This window comes from Actinoplanes sp. NPDC051851 (assembly GCF_040681165.1).
GTDB lineage: Bacteria > Actinomycetota > Actinomycetes > Mycobacteriales > Micromonosporaceae > Actinoplanes.
On the sequence record NZ_JBFAYF010000063.1, the window covers coordinates 1 to 24222 of the forward strand.

The 24222-nt window shown below is 70.4% G+C and carries 22 protein-coding genes; 11 read left to right on the forward strand and 11 right to left on the reverse strand.

Annotation, left to right across the window (positions count from 1 at the left end; all coding sequences use genetic code 11):
- Window positions 1–160 precede the first annotated feature (160 nt).
- Together AB0M08_RS38725 and AB0M08_RS38730 are read right to left on the reverse strand one after the other, a co-directional pair.
- Window positions 161–466 carry an STAS domain-containing protein gene (locus tag AB0M08_RS38725; RefSeq protein WP_364504863.1) on the reverse strand — a complete coding sequence of 102 codons (306 nt, stop codon included), beginning with the start codon at window positions 464–466 and terminating at the stop codon, window positions 161–163.
- Window positions 463–912, reverse strand: a complete 450-nt coding sequence (locus AB0M08_RS38730; protein ID WP_364504865.1) for an ATP-binding protein — start codon at window positions 910–912, stop codon at window positions 463–465. The genes AB0M08_RS38725 and AB0M08_RS38730 overlap by 4 nt, the downstream gene beginning before the upstream one ends.
- 124 nt (window positions 913–1036) lie before the next feature.
- Between AB0M08_RS38730 and AB0M08_RS38735 the strand changes: the two genes are divergently transcribed.
- The 5 genes from AB0M08_RS38735 (at window position 1037) to AB0M08_RS38755 (ending at window position 5568) form a co-directional block, all read left to right on the forward strand.
- Window positions 1037–2914 (forward strand): ATP-binding protein, encoded by a 1878-nt coding sequence (locus AB0M08_RS38735; protein WP_364504867.1) that lies wholly within the window; start codon window positions 1037–1039, stop codon window positions 2912–2914.
- Between the two features lie 94 nt (window positions 2915–3008).
- Window positions 3009–3707 carry an energy-coupling factor ABC transporter permease gene (locus AB0M08_RS38740; protein WP_364504869.1) on the forward strand — a complete coding sequence of 233 codons (699 nt, stop codon included), beginning with the start codon at window positions 3009–3011 and terminating at the stop codon, window positions 3705–3707.
- Window positions 3704–4051: a PDGLE domain-containing protein gene (locus AB0M08_RS38745; protein WP_364504871.1), complete on the forward strand. Its 348-nt coding sequence runs from the start codon at window positions 3704–3706 to the stop codon at window positions 4049–4051. The genes AB0M08_RS38740 and AB0M08_RS38745 overlap by 4 nt, the downstream gene beginning before the upstream one ends.
- A 3-nt stretch (window positions 4052–4054) precedes the next feature.
- On the forward strand, window positions 4055–4807 hold the full coding sequence (cbiQ, locus tag AB0M08_RS38750; RefSeq protein WP_364504873.1) for a cobalt ECF transporter T component CbiQ: 753 nt from the start codon (window positions 4055–4057) through the stop codon (window positions 4805–4807).
- Window positions 4804–5568 (forward strand): ABC transporter ATP-binding protein, encoded by a 765-nt coding sequence (locus AB0M08_RS38755; RefSeq protein ID WP_364504875.1) that lies wholly within the window; start codon window positions 4804–4806, stop codon window positions 5566–5568. Before cbiQ ends, AB0M08_RS38755 begins: the two co-directional genes overlap by 4 nt.
- A gap of 24 nt (window positions 5569–5592) precedes the next feature.
- On the opposite strand, the gene AB0M08_RS38760 is transcribed toward AB0M08_RS38755, so the two are convergent.
- Both AB0M08_RS38760 and AB0M08_RS38765 read right to left on the reverse strand, forming a co-directional pair.
- Complete coding sequence (locus AB0M08_RS38760) at window positions 5593–5976, reverse strand: peptidoglycan-binding protein (RefSeq protein WP_364504877.1); 384 nt, start codon at window positions 5974–5976, stop codon at window positions 5593–5595.
- A 188-nt stretch (window positions 5977–6164) separates the two neighbouring features.
- Window positions 6165–8573: a phosphoketolase family protein gene (locus tag AB0M08_RS38765; protein ID WP_364504879.1), complete on the reverse strand. Its 2409-nt coding sequence runs from the start codon at window positions 8571–8573 to the stop codon at window positions 6165–6167.
- 209 nt (window positions 8574–8782) lie between these two features.
- Between AB0M08_RS38765 and nhaA the strand changes: the two genes are divergently transcribed.
- Window positions 8783–9952, forward strand: a complete 1170-nt coding sequence (gene nhaA / locus AB0M08_RS38770) for a Na+/H+ antiporter NhaA (protein ID WP_364504881.1) — start codon at window positions 8783–8785, stop codon at window positions 9950–9952.
- 49 nt (window positions 9953–10001) lie between these two features.
- Entirely contained in the window at window positions 10002–11132 is a 1131-nt protein-coding gene (locus AB0M08_RS38775; protein WP_364504883.1) for an FAD-dependent monooxygenase, read from the forward strand.
- Between the two features lie 94 nt (window positions 11133–11226).
- Here the strand turns inward: AB0M08_RS38775 and AB0M08_RS38780 are convergent, their stop codons facing one another.
- Window positions 11227–11898, reverse strand: coding sequence for an enoyl-CoA hydratase-related protein (locus AB0M08_RS38780; RefSeq protein ID WP_364504885.1), 672 nt, complete (start codon window positions 11896–11898; stop codon window positions 11227–11229).
- A 96-nt stretch (window positions 11899–11994) separates the two neighbouring features.
- On the opposite strand from AB0M08_RS38780, the gene AB0M08_RS38785 reads away from it, so the two are divergent.
- The 4 genes from AB0M08_RS38785 to AB0M08_RS38800 are packed head-to-tail and all read left to right on the forward strand — an operon-like array spanning window position 11995 to window position 14416.
- Window positions 11995–12159 carry a hypothetical protein gene (locus tag AB0M08_RS38785; RefSeq protein WP_364504887.1) on the forward strand — a complete coding sequence of 55 codons (165 nt, stop codon included), beginning with the start codon at window positions 11995–11997 and terminating at the stop codon, window positions 12157–12159.
- 54 nt (window positions 12160–12213) lie between these two features.
- Window positions 12214–12717 carry an SRPBCC family protein gene (locus AB0M08_RS38790; protein ID WP_364504889.1) on the forward strand — a complete coding sequence of 168 codons (504 nt, stop codon included), beginning with the start codon at window positions 12214–12216 and terminating at the stop codon, window positions 12715–12717.
- Window positions 12714–13082 (forward strand): YciI family protein, encoded by a 369-nt coding sequence (locus AB0M08_RS38795; protein ID WP_364504891.1) that lies wholly within the window; start codon window positions 12714–12716, stop codon window positions 13080–13082. Before AB0M08_RS38790 ends, AB0M08_RS38795 begins: the two co-directional genes overlap by 4 nt.
- A 53-nt stretch (window positions 13083–13135) precedes the next feature.
- The gene (locus AB0M08_RS38800) at window positions 13136–14416 is read left to right on the forward strand and encodes a sigma-70 family RNA polymerase sigma factor (RefSeq protein WP_364504893.1); all 1281 of its coding nucleotides are present in this window, start codon (window positions 13136–13138) and stop codon (window positions 14414–14416) included.
- Between the two features lie 133 nt (window positions 14417–14549).
- Here the strand turns inward: AB0M08_RS38800 and yicI are convergent, their stop codons facing one another.
- From yicI to AB0M08_RS38830, 6 genes are all read right to left on the reverse strand, one after another.
- On the reverse strand, window positions 14550–16802 hold the full coding sequence (gene yicI, locus AB0M08_RS38805; protein WP_364504895.1) for an alpha-xylosidase: 2253 nt from the start codon (window positions 16800–16802) through the stop codon (window positions 14550–14552).
- A 9-nt stretch (window positions 16803–16811) separates the two neighbouring features.
- Complete coding sequence (locus tag AB0M08_RS38810; protein WP_364504897.1) at window positions 16812–17699, reverse strand: carbohydrate ABC transporter permease; 888 nt, start codon at window positions 17697–17699, stop codon at window positions 16812–16814.
- Window positions 17696–18577 carry a sugar ABC transporter permease gene (locus tag AB0M08_RS38815; protein ID WP_364504899.1) on the reverse strand — a complete coding sequence of 294 codons (882 nt, stop codon included), beginning with the start codon at window positions 18575–18577 and terminating at the stop codon, window positions 17696–17698. Before AB0M08_RS38815 ends, AB0M08_RS38810 begins: the two co-directional genes overlap by 4 nt.
- A gap of 63 nt (window positions 18578–18640) precedes the next feature.
- A complete protein-coding gene (locus AB0M08_RS38820) occupies window positions 18641–19954 on the reverse strand; it encodes an extracellular solute-binding protein (protein WP_364504901.1) in 1314 nt (437 codons plus the stop codon).
- A gap of 153 nt (window positions 19955–20107) precedes the next feature.
- Window positions 20108–21124 (reverse strand): LacI family DNA-binding transcriptional regulator, encoded by a 1017-nt coding sequence (locus AB0M08_RS38825; RefSeq protein ID WP_364504903.1) that lies wholly within the window; start codon window positions 21122–21124, stop codon window positions 20108–20110.
- A 130-nt stretch (window positions 21125–21254) separates the two neighbouring features.
- Window positions 21255–24158 (reverse strand): glycoside hydrolase family 3 C-terminal domain-containing protein, encoded by a 2904-nt coding sequence (locus AB0M08_RS38830; RefSeq protein ID WP_364504905.1) that lies wholly within the window; start codon window positions 24156–24158, stop codon window positions 21255–21257.
- Between the last annotated feature and the right edge of the window lie 64 nt (window positions 24159–24222).

Genomic DNA, 24222 nt, shown 5'->3' on the forward strand with positions numbered 1-24222 from the left:
CCCGCCGCCCGCCCCCCCCCCCCCGGGGGGGGGGCGCGCGGGGGGGCCGGGGGGGGGGGGGGGGGGGCCCCCCCCCCCCGGGCGCCCCCGGGGCCCCCCCCCCGGGACCGGGACGCGCGCTGGGGCCGGGACCACCCGCCCGGATCGCGAGCGGGCCGGGTCAGGGGGAGGTGAGCAGGGACAGGACGCCGGTGGCGGCCATCGAGCGGCGGACGATGCCCCGCGCGCCGGTCACCTGGAACGCGACCGCGCGGCTCTCCGCCGTCGTCCGGGCGTTGAGCAGGGCGTCGATGCCGGCCGAGTCGCAGAAGGTGAGCGCCGCGACGTCGAGGACCAGGCGCCGTGGCAGCGGATCGGTGAGAGCCTCGCGCACGTGCACGTCGACCAGATCAGCGGTGGCCAGGTCCAGCTCACCGTGGAACGCGAGCCGGCGCACCCCGGCTCCGTCGTACCGGATGATCCTCATGCCGCACTCCTCCGGGGCATGTCCTCATGATCGGAACGGAAGGTACCGGACTCCACCGGGGTGAATCCGGGGCAGGAGAGGAGCTGGACGCGGACCTGTTTGCCGCCCTCGTGGTTGTGCACCGACCAGCCGGCCGAGAGCGCCTCGATCAGCTCGATGCCGCGCCCGCCGACCTCGTCCGGTGGCCGGCGGCGCGGTACCACCGACGAGCCGTCCGCGACCGAGACGACCACCCGTTCGTCGTGCGCCTCCACGTGCAGGGCGACGCAACCGCCGCCGTGCCGGACCGCGTTGGTGACCAGCTCGCTGACGACCACGGCCGCCGCGTCCAGCCAGTCGGCGTCGCGGAAGCCCCAGCCCGTCAGCACCGCGACCACCGCCCGGCGCGCCGCGCCGGGGGCGCCGCGGTCGAGTGGTACGTCCAGGTGTGCGGTCAACGCGCTCATGTGACACCCCGAGATCGCCGATGTGCGGCCGGACAGTACCCCTGCCACGCCAGTCGCGAAACCTGGAGTCGATTTTGTCGCTTTTCTCCGTTTTATGGGGTTACGTCGTCCTAGAGTGACGCCCATGGCAGCGGTGCTCGTGGTCGAGGACAATCCGGAACATCAGGCGGTACTCGCCGAGATCGTCCGGCGGCTGGGACACCAGGTCACCGTCGCGGGAGACGGCCGGGAGGGGCTCGCCGTCGCGCTCGACACCCGCCCCGACCTGGTGATCGCCGACGTCGACATGCCGCACCTGGACGGGATCCGGATGTGCCGGGCCCTGCGCGCCGACCCGGTCACCGCGGATGTCCCGGTCGTGCTGATCACCGGCTATCTCCCGCCCGGCGACAGCCTGCTCGACGACACCCAGGCGGCCGCCGTGGTGTCCAAGCCGTTCAGCGTACGGGGACTGACCGAGACCCTGCGTACCGTCCTGGAGTCCGCGGTGCCCGGCCGGGACGACGGCGCGTTCCTGACCGGCCTGATGCAGAGCCTCGACGTCGGGGTGGTCGCCTGCGACCTGGCCGGCCGGATCGTCCTCGTCAACCAGGCGGTCCGCGACTTCTACGGCGAGGAGAGCGTCGACGTCCCGCTGCGCGACTGGCCGGAGCGCTTCCGGCTGAAACGGCACGACGGCACCCCGATCGAGCCGGGCGAGCTGCCGCTGGACCGGGCCCGGCGCGGCGAGGAGGTGCATCACGCGGACCTGCTCGCGTACGACCGCCTGCACCGCCCCCGCTGGTTCGCGGTGAACGCCCGCCCGGTCCGCGACCGCACCGGACTGGCGATCGGCGCTCTGGCCGCCGTCCACGACGTGACCGCGGACCACCATCAGCACCAGTACGAGAACTGCAAGACCGAGGTGCTCAAGGTCCTGGTGCACGCCTGGGACACCGCACGGGCCGGCGAGGCGGTGCTCCGGGCCATCTCGGAGTGCCTGGGCTGGCCGCACCTGCGGCTCTGGCTGGTCGACGAGATGACCGAACGGCTCCGGCCGGCCGCCACGCACACCGTGACCGGGGCGGGCGCCGGATCGGGCGAGGAGCTGGCCGAGCTCTGCTGGGAGCGCGGCGAGCTGGTCTGGGTGCCCGACGCGCAGGGCGGTGCGGTGCCGGTCCGGAGCGCGGAGAAGGTGGTCGGCGTGATCACCTTCTTCTGCGCCGACCCGCTGGAGACCGATCCCGCCCTGGCCGTGCTCCTCACCGGGATCGCCGGGCTGTTCGGGGCGTACCTGGAGAGGCGCCGTTCGGAGGAGCTGGCCAACCAGCTGGCGGCGAGCATCGGCGAGTACATCGCGCTGGTCGGGCACGAGCTGCGGACCCCGCTGACCTCGATCGCCACCTACACCGACCTGATCGCCGAGTCCGGCGACGAGACCACCATCGGCGAGGTCCGCGACCTGCTCGACGTGATCGAGCGGAACAACGCCCGCCTGCGCCACCTGGTGGAGCGCCTGCTCGACCTGGCCGCCCTGGAGTCCGGCCACGCGGACCTGACGATCGGCACGGTCGACCTCTCCGCCGCCGTCCAGGCCGCGGTGGCGACGGTGACCGCGGAGGCCGGCGAACCGCGCCCGCAGGTCCGCACCGATCTGCCGGACCGGCTCACCATTCCGGGTGACCAGGCCCGGCTGCGCCAGGTCGCGGAGAACCTGATCGGGAACGCGGTCAAGTACAGCCCGGCCGGCTCGACCGTGACGGTGAGCCTGACCGCCGACGAGGACGCCGCGGTGCTGACCGTGGCGGACACCGGCATGGGCATCCCGGACAACGAGCGGAACCGGCTCTTCGCCAGGCTGTACCGGGCCACGAACGCCCGGCACAGCGGCATCCCGGGGGCCGGGCTGGGCCTCGCCCTGAGCCGGGCGATCATCGAGCTGCACCGCGGGACGATCACGCTCGGCGGCGGCGACGAGGGCGGGACGATCGCGACCGTGCGGCTCCCCCGCTCGGCGCCGTAGGATCATGATCACCGATCTTCCTAGTTGCCAAGGATATGCAACAGCTCCTGGTGCCTAATATGCTGACCCGCGGACGGGCCGCAGGGGAGGCACCATGGACGCACAGGCGATGCACATCGCGAACGGGATCGTGAACGGCCCCGTCTCCGCGGTCTTCGTCATCTTCGCGGTCGCCGTGCTGACGGTCTGCGTGTGGAAGGCCCGCGCCGACCTCGACGACCGCCTCGCACCGATGGCCGGTCTGGTCGCGGCGTTCATCTTCGCCGTGCAGATGCTCAACTTCCAGGTGCTGCCCGGCGTCTCCGGCCACCTGCTCGGCGGCACCCTCGCGGTGATCCTGGTCGGCCCGTGGGTCGGCGCGCTCTGCGTCTCCACCGTCCTGATCGTCCAGGGCCGGCTCCTCGCCGACGGTGGGCTCACCGCCATCGGCCTGAACATCACCAACATGGCGATCCTCGGCACCGCCGCCGGATACCTGCTGGTCGCGGGCCTGCTGCGGGTGCTACCGAAGACGCCGGCCGGCATCGGCGCCACCGCCTTCATCGCCTCGGTGATCAGCGTGGTGGTCGCCTCCCAGGGCTTCGTCCTCGAGTACGCCCTCGGCGGCACCACCGACCTCTCGCTGCCGGCCATCTCCGGCACCATGGCCGGCGTCCACGTCCTGATCGGCATCGGCGAGGGCCTGATCGCCGCCAGCACGGTGGTCACCGTCGCCAAGGTCCGGCCCGATCTCGTGTACGCCCTGCGCCGGTTCCGTAAGCCCGTCACGATCGAAGCGGAGGCCGTCGCATGAACAGGAAACCCGGCTGGTTCCTCGCGGGTGGCCTGCTGGTCGCCCTGCTCCTCGCCGGTGTCGTCTCGAACTTCGCCTCCGGCAGCCCGGACGGCCTGGACGCGACCGCCCGGGACGGCTGCGCCGTCGACGACGCCGGGGAGATCACCGGCGGGACGTGCATGGCGCAGAAGGAGCAGGCCCACCAGATGGCCGACAGCCCCCTGGCCGACTACGGCGTCAAGGGCATCGACAACCCGTACCTGTCGACCGGCCTCTCCGGCGTCCTCGGCGTGCTGATCACTTTCGGCATCGGGGCGGGCGGCTTCTGGCTGGTCCGCCGGCGCGAGCACAGGGCCGCCTGAGCCGTGGGCGCGGGCCACTCCCATCCGCTGTACCTGTCCCGTCCGGGCCGGGTGCACGCGCTGGCCCCCGAGGTGAAGATCGCGGCGGTCCTGCTCTTCACGATCGTCGTGGTGGTGACGCCACCGACGTCGTACGCGGCTTTCGGGGGCTATGCGATTCTGCTCGCATGCGTCGCCGTCATCGCGAGGATTCCGGCGGTATGGCTGCTCAAGCGGGCGACGATCGAACTCCCCTTCGTCCTCCTCGCGATCACGCTGCCCTTCCTCGGGCACGGCGAGCGCGTCCACTGGCTCGGCATGTCCCTGTCGGTCGAGGGGCTGCACGGCGCCTGGAACATCTTCGCCAAGGGCACCCTGGGCGTCCTCGCCAGCCTGCTGCTCGCGGCCACCACCACCATGCGCGACCTGGTCCTCGGGCTCGACCGGCTGCGCTGCCCGGCGGTCTTCACCCAGATCATGACGTTCATGCTGCGCTACATCGACGTGCTCGCCGACGACGCCCGCCGGATGCGGATCGCCCGCCTCTCCCGCGGCTACGACCCGCGCTTCCTCTGGCAGGTCAAGGCGTTCGCGGTCGGTGTCGGTTCGCTCTTCCTGCGATCGTACGAACGCGGCGAGCGCGTCTACCTCGCCATGGTGTCGCGCGGCTACACCGGGCGGCTCCCGCAGACGGGCACCGCCCGGGCTCCGGGACGCGAATGGGCGCTCGCCGCCGTCCTGCCGCTGCTCTCCATCGGCATCGCGGTTCTAGCATGATCGACGTGACGACCTCCGCGCTCCGGGTCACCGGGCTGCACTACGCGTACCCCGACGGCCGCGCCGCCCTCCGCGGTGTCGACCTGACCCTGGCGCCCGGCGAGCGGATCGCGCTCCTGGGCCCGAACGGCGCCGGCAAGACCACGCTGGTCCTGCACCTCAACGGCATCCTGCACGGCGGCGCCGGCACGGTCGAGGTCGCCGGCCTCCCGGTGGTGCCCACCGACCGCGCCCGCATCGCCGAGATCCGCCGCCTGGTCGGCATCGTCTTCCAGGACCCGGACGACCAGCTGTTCATGCCCACGGTCGCCGAGGACGTCGCGTTCGGCCCGGCCAACCTCGGCCTGCGCGGCGCGGAACTGGACGCCCGGGTCGACGAGGCGCTCGCCGCGGTCGGCATGTCCGCACACCGCGACCAGGTCCCGCACCACCTCAGCTTCGGTCAGCGCCGCCGGGTCGCCGTCGCCACCGTGCTCGCCATGAAACCGGAGATCCTGGTCCTCGACGAGCCCTCCTCGAACCTGGACCCGGCCAGCCGCCGCGAGCTCGCCGAGATCCTGGAGTCGCTCCCGGTGACGATCCTGATGGTCACCCACGACCTCCCGTACGCCCTGGAGCTCTGTCCCCGATCGGTCATCCTCGACGAGGGCCGCATCGTCGCCGACGCCCCCACGGGAACCCTGCTCGCGGACCGCGACCTGATGGCCGCCCACCGCCTGGAGCTCCCCTTCGGCTTCGACCCCGCGACCGCCGCTCGCTGAGGCGGCGGTCGCGGGGGAAGCCCGTCAGGCCGCTTGCTGCAGCGGTGCCGCGGCGGCGGAGGACTCGACGAGGGCGAGCCACGTGCGCGGGCCGACCACCCCGTCGACCGGGATGCCGGACGAGGCCTGGAAGCCGCGGACCGCCTGCTCGGTGACCTCGCCGTAGACACCGTCGGGGTTCGCGGTGACGGCGGCCAGCTGCTGGACGCCGGCGACCGCGTTGCCCCGCGCACCGGGCTTCACCGTGACGAGCAGGGCCTCCCAGGTCTCCGGGCAGACCACACCGTTGTCGGGGATGCCCCGGGTTCGCTGGTAGGCGCGGACGGCGTCACCCGTCTGCGCGCCGAATACGCCGTCCACGGTGACCGTGTGACCGTGGGCGCGCAACAGGTACTGCAGGGTGGGCACGGGATGCCGAGTCGAACCCTGTCGGGTCGTCGGCCAACGGCGGAGCGTACCGGCCATCTGGGGTCCCCTTCCTCATCGTCGAGTAGGTGTGTGCCTTTCACCTTCGCGTCACTCGTCACCGAAAGAAAGGGTGAAGTATCTCTCCGCCCACACTTTGTAAAGCGGAGAGATGCTCAAACCCACCTAGATCAACGCTGCGCCCCGGTCCCGAGTGACCAATCCCGCACCTCGGGCATGTCCTCCAGGTGCTCCACGACGTACTCCTCGTGCTTCGCCAGCATCTGCTCGCACCACTGCTTGAGCTCGGTCGCACCGCTCGGCAGCCGCTTCGCGTTGTTGATCGCGTCCATCACCAGGTGGTAGCGGGAGGCCCGGTTCCGCACCGTCATGTCGAACGGCGTGGTCGTGGTGCCCTGCTCGATGAAGCCGCGCACCCGGAACCGGTCGGCGTCCGGGCGGCCGTGCACCAGCTGGTGGATGGCGCCCGGGTAGCCGTGGAAGGCGAACACCACGTCGACGTGGTCGGTGAAGAGCTCGCGGAACATCGTCTCGCTCATGCCGTGCGGGTGGTCCTTGGGCCGCGGCAGCGTCATCAGGTCGACCACGTTGACCACCCGGACGTCCAGCTTGGGCAGCCGCTCCCGGAGGATCTGCGCGGCCGCCACGGTCTCCATGGTCACCACGTCGCCGGCGCAGGCCAGCACGATGTCCGGGTCCCGGCTGCCGTCGTCGGTGCCGGCCCACTCCCAGATCCCCGCGCCCTTGGCGCAGTGCTCGATCGCCTGGTCCATGTCGAGGAACTGCAGCTGCGGCTGCTTGTCGATCACGATCAGATTGATGTACGACCGGGAGCGGAAGCAGTGGTCGGCGACCGAGAGCAGGGTGTTCGCGTCCGGCGGCAGGTAGACCCGCGCCACGTCCCCACGCTGGGTGAGCACGACCTGGATCAGCCCGGGCCCCTGGTGCGAGAACCCGTTGTGGTCGTTGCGCCAGGCGGTCGAGGTGAGCAGCACGTTCAGGCTGGGCACCTTGGCGCGCCAGTCCAGGTGCCGCGCCTCCTGCAGCCACTTGCCGTGCTGCACCGTCTGGGAGGCGCTGACCATCGCGAACGCCTCGTACGTGGCGAACATGCCGTGCCGCCCGGTGAGGTTGTACCCCTCCAGCCAGCCGTGGCAGTTGTGCTCGGAGAGCACCTCCATCACTCGGCCCTGGCGGCTGATCTTCACGTCGTCCGGGGTGACCGTCTCCATGAAGCCCCGGTCGGAGACGTCGAAGACCGCGCCGAGCCGGTTGGAGTTGGTCTCGTCCGGGCAGAAGAGCCGGAACCGGTCGTCGTTGCGCCGGTAGATGTCGCGCATCATCTCGCCGAGCTTGCGGGTCGACTCGGCCCGCTCGACGGCCGGCTGCCGCACGTCGATCGCGTAGTCCCGGAAGTCGGGCAGGTCCAGGTCGACGGTGAGCCGGCCGCCGTTGGCGTGCGGGCTCGCGCTCATCCGCAGGTCACCCTCGGGCGCCAGGTCGCGGACCGGCCCGCGCGGAGCGCCGGTCGCGTCGAACAGCTCCTCCGGCCGGTACGACCGCAGCCACTGCTCCAGCATCCTCAGGTGCTCGGGGTTGTCCCGGACACCGGAGAGCGGTACCTGGTGGGCCCGCCACGTGCCCCCGACGGTGATGCCGTCCACCTTCTCCGGACCGGTCCAGCCTTTCGGCGTACGCAGAATGATCAGCGGCCAGTGCGGCCGGGAACCGTCCCAGTCGCCGCCCCGCGCCGCGGCCTGGATGCTCTTGATCCTTCCCCAGGCGGCGGCGAGCGCCTCGGCGAACCGGTGGTGCATCCCCGGCAGGTCCTCGCCGCTGACCTCGATGATCTCGTAACCGTGGCCCTCGAGGAGCTTGCGGACCTCGGCCGGATCCTTGCGGGCGAGCACGGTGGGGCCGGCGATCTTGGCACCGTTGAGGTGCAGGATCGGCAGTACGGCACCGTCGTGCTCCGGGTTGATGAAGGAGATGCCCTTCCAGGAGCCCTCGAGCGGGCCGGTCTCCGCCTCGCCGTCACCCACCACCGCGACGGTCAGCAGGTCCGGGTTGTCCATCACCGAGCCGAACGCGTGGACGAGCACGTACCCGAGCTCGCCGCCCTCGTGGATCGACCCGGGCGTGGTCACCGAGACGTGGCTGGGGATGCCGCCGGGGCTGGAGAACTGCCGGAACAGCCGCAGCATGCCCTCCTCGTCCTGGCCGATCCGCGGGTAGACCTCGGAGTACGTGCCCTCGAGGTACCCGGCGGCGACCAGCGCGGGCCCGCCGTGCCCGGGACCGGCCAGGTAGATGGCCTCCTGCCCGGTGGTCTTGATCAGCCGCGAGACGTGCGCGTAGATGAACGAGAGCCCGGGGCTGGTACCCCAGTGGCCGAGCAGGCGCGGCTTGATGTGCCCGGCGCTCAGCGGCTCCCGCAGCAGCGGATTGCCCTGCAGGTAGATCTGTCCGACGGTCAGGTAGTTGTTGGCCCGCCACCATGCGTCGAGACTCGCCACCTCGGCGTCGTCCGGCCGGGCGAGCTTGCGGACCAGGTCCTCGTGGTCGAGCACAGCGGTCACGATCTTTCCTTCCCCTGAAGGCTTCGTCGTCTTAACTGTTCCTCCGATGGGACCCCGCCGGGCAGGGTCCTTCGGCCCTTCCGAGCGGGACGTTACCCGGGGCGACCGGGACCATGCGGGGCGTCCGCATGATCGCCACGTAGAATGGCGGGTGGTGTGCCGGGAAGTCTGGTCGGCGTTCATTCTGGTGTCGTTTTTCAGGAGGACGCGTGACACTTCTCGGCAGGGGCAGCTGGCCCGAGGCACGGCGGATCGCCGAGATCCTGCGCACCGAGACCGTCGGCGGCATGCTGCTCATCGGCGCCACCGCACTCGCCCTGATCTGGGCGAACTCACCGTGGAGCGGCGGATACGCGGCGCTCTCCGATCTCCACGCGGGGCCTTTGACGCTCGCCGAGTGGGCGGCCGACGGGCTGCTGGCGATCTTCTTCTTCGTCGCCGGGCTGGAGCTCAAGCGCGAGTTCGTCTCCGGTGACCTGCGGGATCCGCGCCGGGCGGCGCTGCCGGTCGCCGCGGCCGTCGGCGGGATGATCGCGCCCTCGCTCGTCTATCTCGCCGCCGGCGGCCCGGGGCGTGGCTGGGCGGTGCCCACCGCCACCGACATCGCCTTCGCCCTGGCCGTGCTCGGGGTGATCAGCACCCACCTGCCGAGCGCGCTGCGCACCTTCCTGCTCGCCCTCGCCGTGGTCGACGACCTGCTCGCGATCATCGTCATCGCCTTCTTCTACACCTCGTCGCTGCACCCGATCCCGCTGCTGCTGGCGGTCCTGCCGATCGCCGCCTTCCGGTTCCTCCCCCGGCTGCGGATCCCGCTGGCCCTGCTCGCCTGGTTCCTGGTGCACGAGTCCGGGGTGCACGCCACCGTGGCCGGGGTGCTCCTCGCCTTCGTCGTGCCCACCGGGGCGTCCGAGCGCCTCGAACACCGGCTGCGGCCGATCTCGGCCGGTGTCGCCGTGCCGCTCTTCGCGTTCTTCTCGGCGGGCGTCGCACTGACTGGAAATTTCGGATATATCAGCATTGCGGTGGTTGCCGCCCTCGTGCTCGGCAAGCCGATCGGGATCATGGCGGCGACCTGGCTGGTGCAGCGCTTCACCCGCGCCGAGCTGGACGCGGGGCTGAGCTGGTGGGACGTCCTCGGGCTGGGCCTGCTCGGCGGGATCGGCTTCACCGTCTCGCTGCTCGTCGGCGAGCTGGCGTTCGGCTCCGGCACCCCGCTCGACGACCAGGCCAAGATCGGGGTGCTGACCGGATCGCTGCTGGCGGCGCTGCTCGCCACCGCCGTGCTGCGCTGGCGCAACCGGCACTACCGGCGGATCTGCGCTGCCGAGGAGGCCGACGAGGACGGCGACGGCATCCCCGACGTCTACCAGCAGACGTGACAAACGTCCCGTTCCCGGTGAACCACAGTGGACGGTAGGCTCGTTCTCCGTGCCCGCCGTTCGCAAGGTCCTCGTCGTCGGTGCCGGAACAGCCGGCACCGCGACCGCCATCTGTCTCGCCGCCGGCGGTGTCGAGGTCGATCTGATCGACGCCCTCCCCGACGTCGGCGCTCTCGGCTCCGGGATAACCCTCCAGGGCAACGCTCTGCGCGTCCTGCGCGAGCTGGGCGTCTGGGAACGCCTGCGACTGCTGGGGTACGGGTTCGACAGCATCGGTTTCCGCGCGCCCACGCCGCAGGCACCGCTGGTCGCCGAGGTCAACGACTCGCGTACCGGCGGCCCCGACCTGCCCGCCGCCTTCGGCACGTACCGTCCGGTCCTCGCCCGCCTGCTGGTCGACCGGGCCGCCGAGGCCGGTGCCCGGGTCCGCTTCGGCACCACGTTCACCGCGATCGACCAGGACGGCGACGGCGCCGAGGTCACCCTCACCGACGGTTCGACCGGCCGCTACGACCTGGTGGTCGGCGCCGACGGGATCCGCTCGGCGGTGCGCCGCGCGATCGGCATCGAGCTGACCACCCGCGACATCGGCATCGAGATCTGGCGGGTGGTCGCTCCCCGCCCGGCGTCGGTGACGCGTACCGAGATCATCAACGGCGGGCCCGCGTACATCGCCGGCTACTGCCCCACCGGCCCGGACTCGCTCTACGCGTACCTCGCCGAGCCCCCGCGCCACCGCGGCGACCTGACCCCGGCCGAGACCGTGGACGTGGTCCGCGAGCTGGCCGGCAGCTACGGCGGCCCGTGGGAACGGATCCGGGAGAGCGTCGGCGACCCGTCCCGGATCAACTTCGCCCGCTTTCAGACCCACATCCTGGACGCACCCTGGCACCGCGGCCGCGCGGTCGTCATCGGCGACGCCGCCCACGTCGCCCCGCCGACGCTGGCCCAGGGCGCCGCGATGTCCCTGGAGGACGCGTCGGTCCTCGGCGACCTGCTCCTGGAGCACGAAACGGTCGACGACCAGCTCTGGGAGGCCTTCACCACCCGCCGCCTGGAGCGCGTCCGCACGGTGGTCGGCGCCTCGGTCCAGATGTGCCAGTGGCTCCTCGACGGCATCCGCGGCGACGTCCCCGGCCTGCACAACCGGGTCGCCGCCGCCGTCTCCCACCGCGCCTGACGCACCCCGCCCACCCGGCACCCTGCTCACCCACCACACCCGGCTCACCCAGCGCCCGGCTCACCCGGTGCCCGGCTCGCTCAGCGCGCCGCCGCTACCCCAGCGGGTCAGCCCGGTCCCGCAGCGTCGCGATGGCCGGGGCGTACATCCGCGCCTTGATCGTCCCGAGCGTCTCCCCGGCCTTGCCCACGTTGGCCGCCGCGATCTCCACCGCGGTGGCCCGCACCGCGCTCTCCTCCACGGCGTGATCGACGATCTCGTCCGCGAGCGCGTCCGCCCCGCCGTACCGCCGCCCTGTCGTCATCGCCTCATGCGCGACCCGGACGCTGAGCCGGCTCTGGATGAGCGCACCCATCCCCCGGGTGAACGGAATGTTGATGTCCACCTCGGGCAGACACCAGAACCCACGATCCCCGCGCATCACCCGGAAGTCATGCGCGAGCGACAGCATGGCCCCCGCCGCGAAGGTGTGCCCCTGAAGTGCCGCCACGGTGATCAGCGGCAGCGACAGCACCCGCGCGAACAGCTCATGCACGTCGTTGGCGTACTCGCTGAACCTGTCCCCGTTCGCCCCGAGCCACTCCAGATCGAGCCCGTTCGAGAAGAACTTCCCGGTCGCCGCGGTGACCAGCGCCCGGGGCCCGCCGGCCTTCTCCACCTCATCGAGGTGCGCGTTGACCTCAGCGAGAAAGTCCGGATGGAACCGGTTCTCCCCATCGCCGAGGTCGAGGATGAAGACGTCGTCCTGCCGTTCCAGCGTGGGCATGCAGCCTCCTCAAGCCTTGTTACCCATCGGTAACTTGGCCATCATAGCCACCCTCTCCAGCGAGCGAAACCGCTGGAGGCCGCACCTACGGTGATCGTGGTCGCCGCCCTCTTCGCGGCCATGGAGACGGCACACCTGCCCGTCCGGTTCCGGGACGGCGAACTCACGAAGCTCGAACTCAGGAAGCTCGAACTCGGTAAGGAGGTGCAGGTCACCGCTCGCCGGCGGATCGACCGGCAGAAAGACCGACCGCGCCGGTAGTAGACGGCCGATCCCGTTCGTCACTCCATCAGACGACGAGAGAGGAGCCGGCTGATGGACCTGGTCACGGGTGCGGGGGTGACGGTCGCGATGACCGTGCCGATGTCGAGGGAACGGGTGTGGGAGCGCGTCACCGCGGTGGAACGGATCGGTGAGTGGAGTCCGGAGACAGTCGGCGCGAGCTGGTGTGCGCCCGCGACCGCGGCCGTCCCGGGTGGGCGGTTCCGGGGGCACAACGTCTTTCCGGGTGGGTTCGCGTCCACGGTCACCTGTGAGGTCGTCGCGCTGCAGAAGCCGGAGGTCTTCGCCTGGACGGTGCTCGATCAGGACGGGCGGGCCGGGTCGGTCTGGCGGTATGAGCTCGGCGACGGCGACGAGCCGGGGACCACGGTCGTGCGGCACACGTTCACGCACGGTCCGGGCGACACCGGGGTACGGGCCGAGGCGGCGACCGACCCGGGCACGCTGCACAGCAGGCTGACGACGCTGTGCGGCAACATGGTCGGGACGATCGCCGCCATGACGAGCGCCGATGTATCGGCGGGAGGAGCGCGATGAGGTATCTGATGCTGGTCTGCGTCGACCCGGACGACACCGGGCAGCCGGAGGGCGCTCCCGATATCGAGGAGTGGGTGTCCGAGATGGATCAGAAGGGCCTCCGGGTTCTCGGCAGCCGGACCCGGCCCGCGAGCGACGCCACCACGGTCCGCGTCCGGGATGGGCGGGTGCTGCTGACCGACGGGCCGTACGCCGAGGCCAGGGACGTCATCGGCGGATTCGACATCCTGGACTGCGCCGATCTCGACGAGGCGATCGAGGTGGCGGCTAAGCACCCGATGGCCTGGGCCGGGGTGATCGAGCTCCGCCCGTTCTGGCCCTTCGAGGAGAAGGAAGAGGGGAAGGAAGAGGGGGAGCAGCCCTGACCGACCGTATCGCGGAGATCTACGCCGACGGGTGGAGCCGGATCGTCGCCACGATGATCCGATTCACCGGCGGCGACTGGGATCTCGCCGAGGAGTGTGCCCAGGACGCGTTCATGCAGGCGCTGCGGACGTGGCCGGAGTCGGGCGTACCGGATCAGCCGCTGGCCTGGCTGACGACCACCGCGCGCCGCAAGGCGATCGACCGGATCCGCCGCGCCGCGCGGGAGGCGGCGAAGCTGGCCGAGGTCGCGGCGGCGACCGCGAGCCGGGTGGCACCCGCTGCCCAGGACGGCGAGGCCCCGGACGGCGCCGTCCTGGGCGGCGCGGTCCAAGACGGCGAGGCCCCGGACGGCGAGGCCCCGGACGGCGCGGTCCAGGGCGGCGCGGTCCAAGGCGGCGCGGTCCAAGGCGGCGCGGTCCAGGAAAGCGAGGTCCGGGACGGGGAGATCCCGGATGAGCGGCTGGAGCTGATCTTCGCCTGCTGCCATCCGGCGCTCGCGCTGGAGGCGCAGGTCGCGCTGACGCTGCGCTGCCTGGGTGGGCTGAGCACCGCCGAGATCGCGCGCGCGTTCCTGGTTCCGGAGCGGACGATGGGCCAGCGGCTGTTCCGGGCCAAGCAGCGCATCCGGCACGCCGGGATCGCCCTGCGGGTCCCGCCGCCACACCTGCTCCCGGAACGGCTGCCCGCGGTGCTGTACGTGCTCATTCTGATCTTCGACAAGGGCACCGCCCAGGCCCCGGAGGCGATCCGGCTGGCACGCCTACTCGTGGAGCTCATGCCGGACGAACCGGAGGCGCTGGGGCTGCTCGCCCTGATGCTGCTGCACGACGCCCGGCGCGCCACCCGCCTCGACGCCGCCGGTGACCTGGTGCTCCTCGCCGATCAGGATCGGTCACGCTGGGACCACGACGGGATCGCCGAGGGCGCCGGGCTCTGTGAACGGGCCCTGCGGCACGGCCGGGCCGGGCCGTTCCAGCTGCAGGCGGCGATCGCGGCCTGTCACGCCACCGCACCCAGCGCGGCGGAGACCGACTGGCCGCAGATCGCCGGGCTCTACGGGCATCTCGCCCGCGTCGATCCGGGTGAGATCGTGGCGCTGAACCGGGCGGTCGCGGTGAGCATGACCGACGGCCCGGCGGCGGCGCTGAGACTGGTCGACGCGATCGACCGCCTGGACGGCTACCACCTGCTGCACGCCGTCCGCGCCGACCTGCTGCGCCGGCTGGACCGCCACGAGGAGGCCGCGAAGAGCTACCGGACGGCCCTGCGGCTGGCGCCCACCGAGGCCGAGCGCCGCTTCCTGAGCGGCCGCCTGGCAGGAACAGGCCACTGAACCACAGCACCGCGGACACAGCAGCACGGGCACAGCACCACGGGCACAACAGCACGGGCACAGCACCACGGGCACAGCACCGAAAGGGAGTGATCGGCGGAGCCTGGTGGGCCCCGCCGATCACCGGTGCTGCTTAACCCAGGGTGAGGGTGCAGCTGTCCTGGTCCGCGTCGAGCGAGACGACCTCGTCGCCCAGCTGGACGCGCCATGGGAGGGCTTCCCCGCTGCGGCCGATGCGAACCTCGGAGCCCGACCGGGTGACGGTGAAGACCGTGTCGGCGCCGGACGGGCCCGGCACGACCACCGCCGTACGGTCGGCGGAGGGCTCGAAGAGACGCAGGGTGACGCCGTCGCGGAAGTCGTAGTCCGGGCGGTCCTGACGGGCGCCGACCGGGATGACCGCGCCGGGGCGGACCAGCAGCGGCACGCTGCTGAAGTCGTGCGTCTCGCGCACCCAGCCGGGGCCGGTGACGACCTCGCCGGTCAGGTAGTGCGTCCACCGCCCCTCGGGTACGTAGTACGACACCTCGCCCTCCGCGCTGAATACCGGCGCGACCAGCAGGTCCCCGCCGAGCATGTACTGCCGGTCGAGGTAGGCCGCCGCCGGGTCGTCCGGGAAGGCGACCGGCATGGGCCGCATCACCGGCAGACCGGTGAAGTGGGCCTCGCGCGCGGCACCGAACAGGTACGGCATCAGCCGGTACTTCAGGTGGGTGAAGAAGCGCAGGACGTCGACGGCCTCCTCGTCGAAGTTCCACGGCACCCGGTACGACTTCGACCCGTGCAACCGGCTGTGCGAGGAGAGCAGCCCGAACGCGATCCACCGCTTGAACACCGCCGGATCGGGCAGCCCTTCGAACCCGCCGATGTCGTGGCTCCAGAATCCGAAGCCGGACGACATCAGCGACAGGCCGCCGCGCAGGCTCTCCGCCATCGACGCGAAGTTGCCGGTGTTGTCGCCACCCCAGTGCACCGGGAACTTCTGCCCGCCGACGGTCGCGGAGCGCGCGAAGAGAACGGCCTCCCCCTCGCCACGCGCCTCCTTCAAGACGTCGAAGACCACCTGGTTGTAGATCTGCGTGTAGTAGTTGTGCATCCGCTCCGGGTCGGACCCGTCGTGCCAGACGATGCCCTCGACCGGGATGCGCTCGCCGAAGTCCGACTTGAACGCGCCGACGCCCATCTCGACCAGCGCGCGGAGCTTCGCGGCGTACCACGCGCACGCTTCGGGGTTGGTGAAGTCGACGAGTCCCATGCCGGCCTGCCAGCGGTCCCACTGCCAGACGTCGCCGTCGACGGTGCGGACCAGGTATCCCTTGTCGCGCCCCTCGGCGAAGAGCGGCGAGCGCTGCGCGATGTACGGGTTGATCCAGAGGCAGGTCTTGAGCCCCTTGCCGGCGAGGCGCTTGAGCATGCCCGGCGGGTCCGGGAAGACCCGGGAGTCCCACTCGAAGTCGCACCAGTTGAACTCGCGCATCCAGAACGTGTCGAAGTGGAAGACCGAGAGCGGCAGGTCACGCTCGGCCATCCCGTCGATGAAGCTGTTCACCGTCTCCTCGTCGTACGAGGTGGTGAACGACGTGGTCAGCCAGAGCCCGAACGACCAGGCCGGCGGCAGCGCGGGGCGCCCGCTCAGCGCGGTGTACTTGCGCAGCACGTCGGCCGGCGTGGGCCCGTAGATCACCAGATAGGAGAGCGACTGCCCGGCCACGCTGAACTGGGTCCGGGTGACCATCTCGGACGCGACCTCGAAGGAGACCCTGCCCGGGTGGTCGACGAGGACCCCGTACCCGCCGCTGGTGAGGTAGAACGGGACGTTCTTGTACGCCTGTTCGCTGCTGGTCCCGCCGTCCTCGTTCCAGATGTCGATCGTCTGGCCGTTCTTGACCAGCGGCCCGAAGCGCTCCCCGAGTCCGTAGACGACCTCCCCGACCCCGAGGTCGAGCTGCTCATGGATGAAATGCCCGGAATCCCCGGAGACGATCCCCGCGCCTTTCCAGCCGCTCCCGGTGATCCGCCGACCGGAGGGGTCGAGAAAGTCCAGCCCCCACTCCTCGCCGGTCCGCACCGCAGCGGTCAGAGAACCCGACGTCAGGGAGTCCGCACCGACCGACAGATCCACGGGAGAGGAGGCGAGCTCGAAGTTGGGGAGACGCGGACGGCCACCGTCGAAATGGGACAGCGTCACCCGGATCACGTCCGGCGCCGGCGAGGAGAGGCGGACGGTCAACAGCGCGGCGTCGAGCGTGTCGCCACGGTCCTGGACCCGCTTCGTCGCGGCGTACACGGTCAGGGAGTCGACACCCACCAGACTGTCCTGGAAGTGCTGGGGATGCAGCACGGTCAGCCCGTCACGCTTACGCCAGTACCCGTCGGTGAACTTCATGGAGATCCTTTACTTGATGGCACCGGCAGCGATGCCGCGCGTGAGGGTCCGCTGGAAGATCAGGAAGAAGACCATCGCCGGGAGGATGCCGATCAGCGCCGAGGCACTGGTCGTGGTGGCGTCCATCATGCGATCGCCCTGGAGCACGCCGAGTGCCACCGGAACGGTCTGGTTGTCGTTGGAGATCAGGAAGATCAGCGGCAGGAAGAACTCGTTCCACGTCCAGATGAAGAAGAACGTGAAGAGGACCGCGAGGGTCGGCCGGCTGACCGGGACCACCACCCGCCAGAGCGCCCGCCACTTCCCGGCGCCGTCGATCGCCGCCGCCTCCAGCAGCTCCTTCGGGAACTCGCCGTAGACCGAGGTCAGCAGGTACGTCCCGAACGCGCTCTGGATGACGGTGAAGATGATGATGATCGACCAGAGGCTGTCGTAGAGCCCGAGCTGCTTGGACAGGTAGTAGAGCGGGTAGACCAGCACCTCCTGCGGCAGCAGGTTGGCGACCAGGAAGAAGACCAGGAACCAGATCCGGCCCTTGACCTTGCCGATGCCCAGCGCGTACGCGTTGAACACCGAGAGGATCACGCCCAGGACGGCCACCACCAGGCTGGTGATGAAGCTGTTCCAGAGCTTGAGCCCGAAGTTCACCCGGTTCCAGAAGTCGACGATCCCGTCCCAGTACAGATGGCCGGGAATCGACAGCGGCCCGTTGCTGGCGTAGTCGGCCGGGCTCTTGAACGCGTTGACCGCGACGACCAGCAGCGGCGCGACCATCAGCAGCAGGAGCACCAGGAGGACGGTCAGGATCAAGAACCGCGTGGGGTGACGGTCGCGGAAGGACTTGCGCTCCGTTGCTTTCACGGTACGGCGGGGAGCGCGCGCTGTGGTGACGGTCATGACTGGTCAGCCCGGTTCTGGAGGCGCAGGAAGACGACGGCGAGCACGATGATGAGCACGGTCAGCACGGTGGAGATCGCGGAGCCGTACCCGACCTGGGCCTTCTCGAAGAAGTTCTTGTAGGCGAAGTAGGAGGGCACCAGTGTCGCGTTGCTCGGCCCGCCGCGGGTCAGCACGAACACCTGCCCGAAGATCTTGAGCGACGCGATGGTGGTGGTCACCAGCACCACGTACAGCTCCGGCCGGATCATCGCCACGGTGATCTTCCGGAACCGCTGCCACCAGGAGGCGCCGTCCAGGTCGGCCGCCTCGTAGAGCTCGGGGTCGATCCGCTGGAGTCCGGACATGAACATGACGACCGGGTAGCCCAGCTGGAACCAGACCATCACGAACATCACGCTGTAGAGCGCGTACTTCGGGTCACCCAGCCAGTTCTTCGCCAGCGAGCCGAGCCCGGCCGACTCCAGGATCCGGTTGAGCGCGCCGTAGCTGGGGTGCAGGATCCAGCCCCAGATGATGCCGGTGACCGCGACCGGGAGCACCTGCGGCAGGTAGTACCCGGACCGCAGCACCGCGGCCCACCGGTCGCCGAAGTGCTTGCCGATGTAGTCGAAGAGCACCGCCGCCAGGATCAGGCCGAGGATCGTCGGCACCACCGCCATGGCGAGGATGAGCAGGGCGATGTGCCCGAACGAGGCCCAGAAGTTGGCGTCCGCGAAGAGCCGGGTGTAGTTCTCCAACCCGACCCAGCGGGGCTCGCCGACCCCGGTCCACTTGGTGAAGCTGATGTACACCGTCATCACCAGCGGGACGACGATCACCGCGATCGACGCGAGGATCCCGGGGATGAGGTAAACCGCGTAGCCGCGATTCTTCACAGCGGTCCCTTTCCTGGCCGTGAGCGGCGCGGCCACACCGGGCCGGCCGCTCACGGCGCAGACTCACTTGCCGAGATCGGCCAGGTTCTCGTCGTACGGCTTGGCGATCTCGTCCAGGAACCCGGTCGGCGTCTTCGAGCCGTTGATCAGGCCCTGCACGCCGGCGACCAGGGTGTCGTAGTAGCCCGGGGCCGGCCAGTCCGGGTAGAACGCGAGGCCGTCGCCGGTGACGAGCTTGTTGAAGTTCTCGATCAGTTCCTTGTTCTTCGCGTCGGTGATCGCCGAGGCGTCCGCCGCGACCGGCACGCCGCCGCTGTTGCCGAGCAGGTTCTGCACCTCCGCCGACATGGTGATGTCGATGAAGTCGTACGCGAGCGCCTTGGCCTTGCTCTTCTCCGGGACGACCCAGAGGTTGCCGCTGGAGCCCGGGTGCAGCGTGTTGCCGGGGAAGAGGAAGCTGCCCCACTCGAACTTCTTGACCTCGCTGGCGAAGCGGCCGTACCACCAGCTGCCGGAGATCAGGATCGGGTACTTGCCCTGCTCCCAGGAGACGCCCATGTCCTCGGCCTTGATGCCCGCGGAGTCCTTGCCGATGTAGCCCTTGCTCACCCAGTCGGCGAAGGTCTGCGCGCCGTACGTGAACGGGGTGCCCTTGAAGTCGATCTTGTTCTTGTAGAGCTGGTAGTCGTCGACCCAGGCGCGGTCGGCCTTGGAGAGGGCCAGCTCGTAGAAGATCTGCTGGGCGGGGTACTCGGCACCGCCGACCGCGAGCGGGGTGACCTTGTTCTGCACGAAGGTGTCCAGGGCCGTCACGAACTCGTCGAACGTGGTGGGCACGGCGAGGTTGTACTTCGCGAAGGCGTCCTTGTTGTAGTAGACCATCACGTACTCGCCGTAGTTGGGCACGCCGTAGTAGTTGCCGCTGCCCATGATGCCGTCTTCGTCGTACTTCGCCGTGGTCTGCAGGCTGGCGCTCAGCTTCTTGTCCCAGCCGTACTCGGTGACCTGGTCCGAGAGGTCGGCGAGCAGTCCCTGCTTGGAGAGCAGACCGGCGGTCGCGTTGCCCTTGTTGTACTCGAGGATGTCCGGCGCGCTGTCCGAGTTCAGGATCATCTGGGCGTTCTGCTGGATCTGCTCGAAGCTCTTCTCCTCGAACTTCACCTCGACGCCGGGGTGCTTCGCCTTGAAGAGCTCGATCGCCTTGGCCCAGGCGACGCCCATCGCGCTGGTCGCGCCCTCGTAGTGCCAGAGCGTCAGGGTCTTGGCGTCCGCGCCGTCGTCGCCGCCGCTGTCGTCCCCGCCACCACAGGCGCCGAGGGCGAGTGATGCGGACGACAGAAGGGCGCCGGCCAGCAGGCCGCGACGAGTAATAACCATGTGGTCCTCCCAGGGGGACTGGTCTGAGGAGTTACACGCGAAGGGGTGAGGATCAGGATCGTCGAAGCGCTTCGACACCGCATCGAACATTCGTCGAAGCGCTTCGACAACCGCGTTCTGAGGGCAGACGCTATGGAACCGGGGATGGAGATGTCAACGGTGTGACGGCGAGATTTCGCGACAGCTGCCCCGCTCGACCAGACTCGGCTCGAGCAACCTGGTCAGCTCCACCCGGCGGCCGTCCAGCAGCCGCATCGCGGTCTCCACCGCGATCGTCCCGACGTCGTGCGCCGGGATGTCGATCGAGGTCAACGGGACCGGCATCGCGATGGCGACGTCACGCGGGCAGATCGCCACCACCGAGACGTCCTCCGGCACCCGCCGGCCGGTGGCCTGGAGCAGATCGAGCAGCGGCCGCAGCGCCTCCTCATTGTGCACCACCAGCGCGCTGAGCTGCGGCAGTTCGGCGTCGAGGTCGGCCAGGCAGGCCCGCGCCCCGTCGGCGCCCGGCTCGCACGGATGCGTCACCGTGCGCAGGCCCAGCGCGGCCGAGGTCTCCAGGAAGCCGGTGAGGAAGCGGTCCGCGTACGTCGTCTGGCGCCGGTAGACGGCCGGCGACGGGCCGACCAGGCCGATCCGGTGGTGGCCACGCTCGGCCAGGTGCCGCAGGGCGGTGCCGGCCGCGGCCTGGAAGTCCAGGTCCACACAGGCGATCCCGGCGTGGTCGGCGGGCAGCCCGATCAGCACCGACGGCTGCTTGAGCCGGCGGAGACCGGAGATCCGCACGTCGTCCCGCTCGATGTCCATCAGGATCAGCGCGTCGACCATGGTGCTGTGCGCGACCCGCTCCAGCCCGGCGGTCCCCTCGTCCTTGGTCAGCAAAAGCACGTCGTGGTTGTGCGCGCGGGCCGCGGTCACCACCGCCGTCGCGAACTGCATGATGACCGGCACGTTGACGTCCACCCGCAGCGGCGCCACCAGGGCGAGCACGTTCGTCTTGCTGCTGGCCAGCGCGCGGGCGCCGGCGTGCGGATGGAAGCCGAGCTCGGCGATGGCCGCCTGCACCCGCGCGCGGGTCTCGGCCGAGATGGGCCGGCGGCCGCTCAGGACGTACGACACCGTGCTGGGCGAGACACCCGCCGCCCGGGCGACGTCGTTAATCGTCGGCACTGCGCCTCCCCAACTGCGGTCCCTTGCCAAGGACCCTCCCTTGCGTCGCATCCTACGAGCAGGTCGTGGCCGGTCCTCAGGGGTGTCGTCCGCACGGCGGGACACCCCGGAGAACCGGCCACCCGGGGTGTCAGGTGATCGAGAACGTCGCCAGGCGGAGGCCCGGGGACGGGATCAGGTAGACGTCCTGGCGCCCCGACGCGGGGGAGACCGGCGACGTCACGGTCGTGTACGCATACGGGCCACCGGTGGACGGGACCGCCGCCGTACCCAGAAGCCGCCCGTGGGGTGAACCCAGCCTGACCTCGACGCTGCCGGAACCGGAGGCACTCAGCGTGAGGGTCCGCCCGCCACGCAGCGCGACGTCCTTGAAGGCAACCCAGTCACCGGCCGCCGAGGCGCCGATCACCGTGCCGCTCCCCTTGGCCTCGTCGAGCAGGCGCACACCCCGGTAGGCGTCGAACGTCTCGGCCCGGGTCGACGTCGACAGGTCACGCGCCGGAATGGTCTCGCCATGCACCGACAGCGACGCGCGCTGCCGGATGTCGGACGAGGACGAGCCGATCAGCACGTCGTAGACCGAGCTCTCGGTGATCCACTTCTGCCGCGTCTGATCCCAGCGCCGCAGATCCTCCGGGGTCAGCGCGAAGGTCACCGTCGTCGCCTGACCGGCTTTCAACGAGATCTTCCGGAAGTCCCTGAGCTGCTTGTTCGCGGTGGTGTCCCGGGAGGTGCGCTGGTGGGTGTAGAGCTGCACGACCTCGTCGCCCGCCCGCTTCCCGGTGTTGGTGACGCGCACCGTGACCTTGCCCGATTTCACGGATATATCGGAGTATGTGAAACTCGTGTACGACAACCCGTGCCCGAAGGCGTAGAGCGGATCCGCGTCGCTGTAGAGGTAGGTCTGCTTCGTCGTGATGATGTCGTACTCGTTGAGGTCGGACGGCAGCTGCGCGACCGACCGCGGCCACGTCTGGGTCAGCCGGCCGGCCGGGTTGACGTCGCCGAAGAGCACGTCCGCCACCGCGTGCCCGGTCTCCGCGCCCGCGTGGGTGGTCCAGAGGATGCCCGGCACGTTCTGCTGCGCCCAGGTGATCGCCTCCGGGTAGCTGCTCTCCAGCACCACGACGGTGTTCGGGTTCGCGGCCCGGACCGCCCTGATCAGCGCCTCCTGCCGCTCCCCCAGCCCGAGCCCGGTCCGGTCGTGCGCCTCCCGCCCGGCGACGAACGGGTTGGTCCCGACCACGACGACCGCGGTCGAGGTCTTACGAGCGGCCGCGGCGGCCTGCGCGACGCCGTCGACCAGCACCTCCCTGGTGAAGTGCGCGGCACCGGCGGCCGTCGACGACCCGAGACCGAGCGTCCCGTCGGCACCCACGGTCACGTAGGTGCCGGTACCGAACCAGCTCTCCTGCGTCTCGTACCCGGCGTAGTGCAGCACGACCGTACCGTCGCCCTGATCCTCCACCTTGAACTGCTGCTGCACGAACCAGCCGGTCGGCTCGTCGGCGCTCGCCCCGAACGGCCCCCAGTTGTAGGTGACCAGCTTCCCGTTCGCCACGCTCCGCAACGTCGAGACGCCGTCGCCCCAGTCGATCGAGTCGAACTGAGCGGCGGCGTCGGCGGTCACGCCGGTGGCCGCGATCGCGGAGGGGTCGGCGGCGCTCACGTAACGGCCGGTGGTGACGTCCCTGAGCGCGATCCGGTCCGCGCCGTCCGCGGTCGTGGTGGCGACCCGCTCGCCGATGCCGTCCAGCGGGGTGACCCGGTAGGGCAGCTGACCGCCGTACCAGTCGGTGTAGAGCGTGTCCGCCAACGGGCCGATAACGGATATCTTCGATTTGCTCTTCAGCGGCAGGATCCCGTTGCCGTTCTTGAGCAGGACCATGGCGTCGGCCGCGATCTCCCGGGCCAGCTGCCGATGCGCGGGGCTGTCAACGACATCACCGGGAATATCGCCATAAGGTCCTCCGTCGGGATCGAACTCGCCGAGCCGGAACCGGATACTCAGCGCGTCCCCGACCGCCCGGTCCACGTCGGACACCGTCAGCAGCCCCTGGTCGAGCGCCGCCTGCACGGCCGTGACCGTCGGCGCCCCGTCGGTGTCGTTGACCGTGAAGCTGTCCACCCCGGCCCGGATCACCGCGGCGTCCGCCTCGGCCTGGGTGGCGAAGTACGCCTGCGACCCGGTCAGGTTGGTCGGCGCCCACGCGTCGGTGACGTTGAAGAGCCGCCGGTCGCTCCAGCCCCGGACCAGCGTCGCGAGGTCCGGGTCGACGGTGGCGGGCCGCCCGTTGATCAGGTTGTACGACGCCATCACCCCGGTCGCGGCGCCGTTCTCCAGCGCCGTCCGGAAGGGCGCCCGGTCGTACTCGTTCAGGACCCGCTGTGGCACGTTCGACGAGGTCCGGTCGCGCAGCGTCTCGTTGTTGTACGCCGCGTAGTGCTTGAGGGTCGGCGCGGTCTTCAGCCGATCGGGGTCATCGCCTTCGAGCCCCTTCCCGTACGCGGTGGCGACCGCCCCGGTGAGCAGCGGATCCTCGGAGTACCCCTCCTCGTTGCGCCCCCACCGCGGATCGCGCAACAGGTTGACCACCGGTGCCCAGAGGTTGAGCCCCCAGGTCGCCGGGTCCTCGGCGTGCAGACCGCGCGCCTCGTCGCCGACGGCCGCGCCGACCCTCGCGATCAGCGCCGGGTCCCAGGTGCTCGCCAGGCCGACGGCCTGCGGGAAGACGGTGGCGGTCGCGTCGATCTTCGCGCCGCCCTGGGCGTAGGAGTTGGACCAGGCCACGCCGTGCAGCGCCTCGGTGCCGGATTTGAAGATCCCGATCCCCAGACGTGGGATGGCGGGCTGGTACTGGTGCAGCAGGGAGATCTTCTCGGCCAGGGTGAGCCGGCCGACCAGGTCGTCGACGCGGGCCGCCAGCGGCAGCCCCGGGTCGCGGAAGGGATACGTCTCCGCGGCGCGCGCGGCGCCGGGTGCGAGCGGGACGGCCAGGAGCGCGGCCGCAAGGAACGCCAGACTACGTCTCATCGTTGCCTCCTCGATGGCAGAGCGAATTGCCGGTCAGGGGACGTTCTGACCAGCGGAGACACAT

Excerpts from the sequence above, each read along its gene's own strand:
- AB0M08_RS38725 (WP_364504863.1), bottom strand. The coding sequence starts at position 466 with ATGAGGATCATCCGGTACGACGGAGCCGGGGTGCGCCGGCTCGCGTTC.
- AB0M08_RS38730 (WP_364504865.1), bottom strand. The coding sequence starts at position 912 with ATGAGCGCGTTGACCGCACACCTGGACGTACCACTCGACCGCGGCGCC.
- AB0M08_RS38735 (WP_364504867.1), top strand. The coding sequence starts at position 1,037 with ATGGCAGCGGTGCTCGTGGTCGAGGACAATCCGGAACATCAGGCGGTA.
- AB0M08_RS38740 (WP_364504869.1), top strand. The coding sequence starts at position 3,009 with ATGGACGCACAGGCGATGCACATCGCGAACGGGATCGTGAACGGCCCC.
- AB0M08_RS38745 (WP_364504871.1), top strand. The coding sequence starts at position 3,704 with ATGAACAGGAAACCCGGCTGGTTCCTCGCGGGTGGCCTGCTGGTCGCC.
- AB0M08_RS38755 (WP_364504875.1), top strand. The coding sequence starts at position 4,804 with ATGATCGACGTGACGACCTCCGCGCTCCGGGTCACCGGGCTGCACTAC.
- AB0M08_RS38780 (WP_364504885.1), bottom strand. The coding sequence starts at position 11,898 with ATGCCCACGCTGGAACGGCAGGACGACGTCTTCATCCTCGACCTCGGC.
- AB0M08_RS38790 (WP_364504889.1), top strand. The coding sequence starts at position 12,214 with ATGGACCTGGTCACGGGTGCGGGGGTGACGGTCGCGATGACCGTGCCG.
- AB0M08_RS38795 (WP_364504891.1), top strand. The coding sequence starts at position 12,714 with ATGAGGTATCTGATGCTGGTCTGCGTCGACCCGGACGACACCGGGCAG.
- AB0M08_RS38800 (WP_364504893.1), top strand. The coding sequence starts at position 13,136 with ATGATCCGATTCACCGGCGGCGACTGGGATCTCGCCGAGGAGTGTGCC.
- yicI (WP_364504895.1), bottom strand. The coding sequence starts at position 16,802 with ATGAAGTTCACCGACGGGTACTGGCGTAAGCGTGACGGGCTGACCGTG.
- AB0M08_RS38810 (WP_364504897.1), bottom strand. The coding sequence starts at position 17,699 with ATGACCGTCACCACAGCGCGCGCTCCCCGCCGTACCGTGAAAGCAACG.
- AB0M08_RS38820 (WP_364504901.1), bottom strand. The coding sequence starts at position 19,954 with ATGGTTATTACTCGTCGCGGCCTGCTGGCCGGCGCCCTTCTGTCGTCC.
- AB0M08_RS38830 (WP_364504905.1), bottom strand. The coding sequence starts at position 24,158 with ATGAGACGTAGTCTGGCGTTCCTTGCGGCCGCGCTCCTGGCCGTCCCG.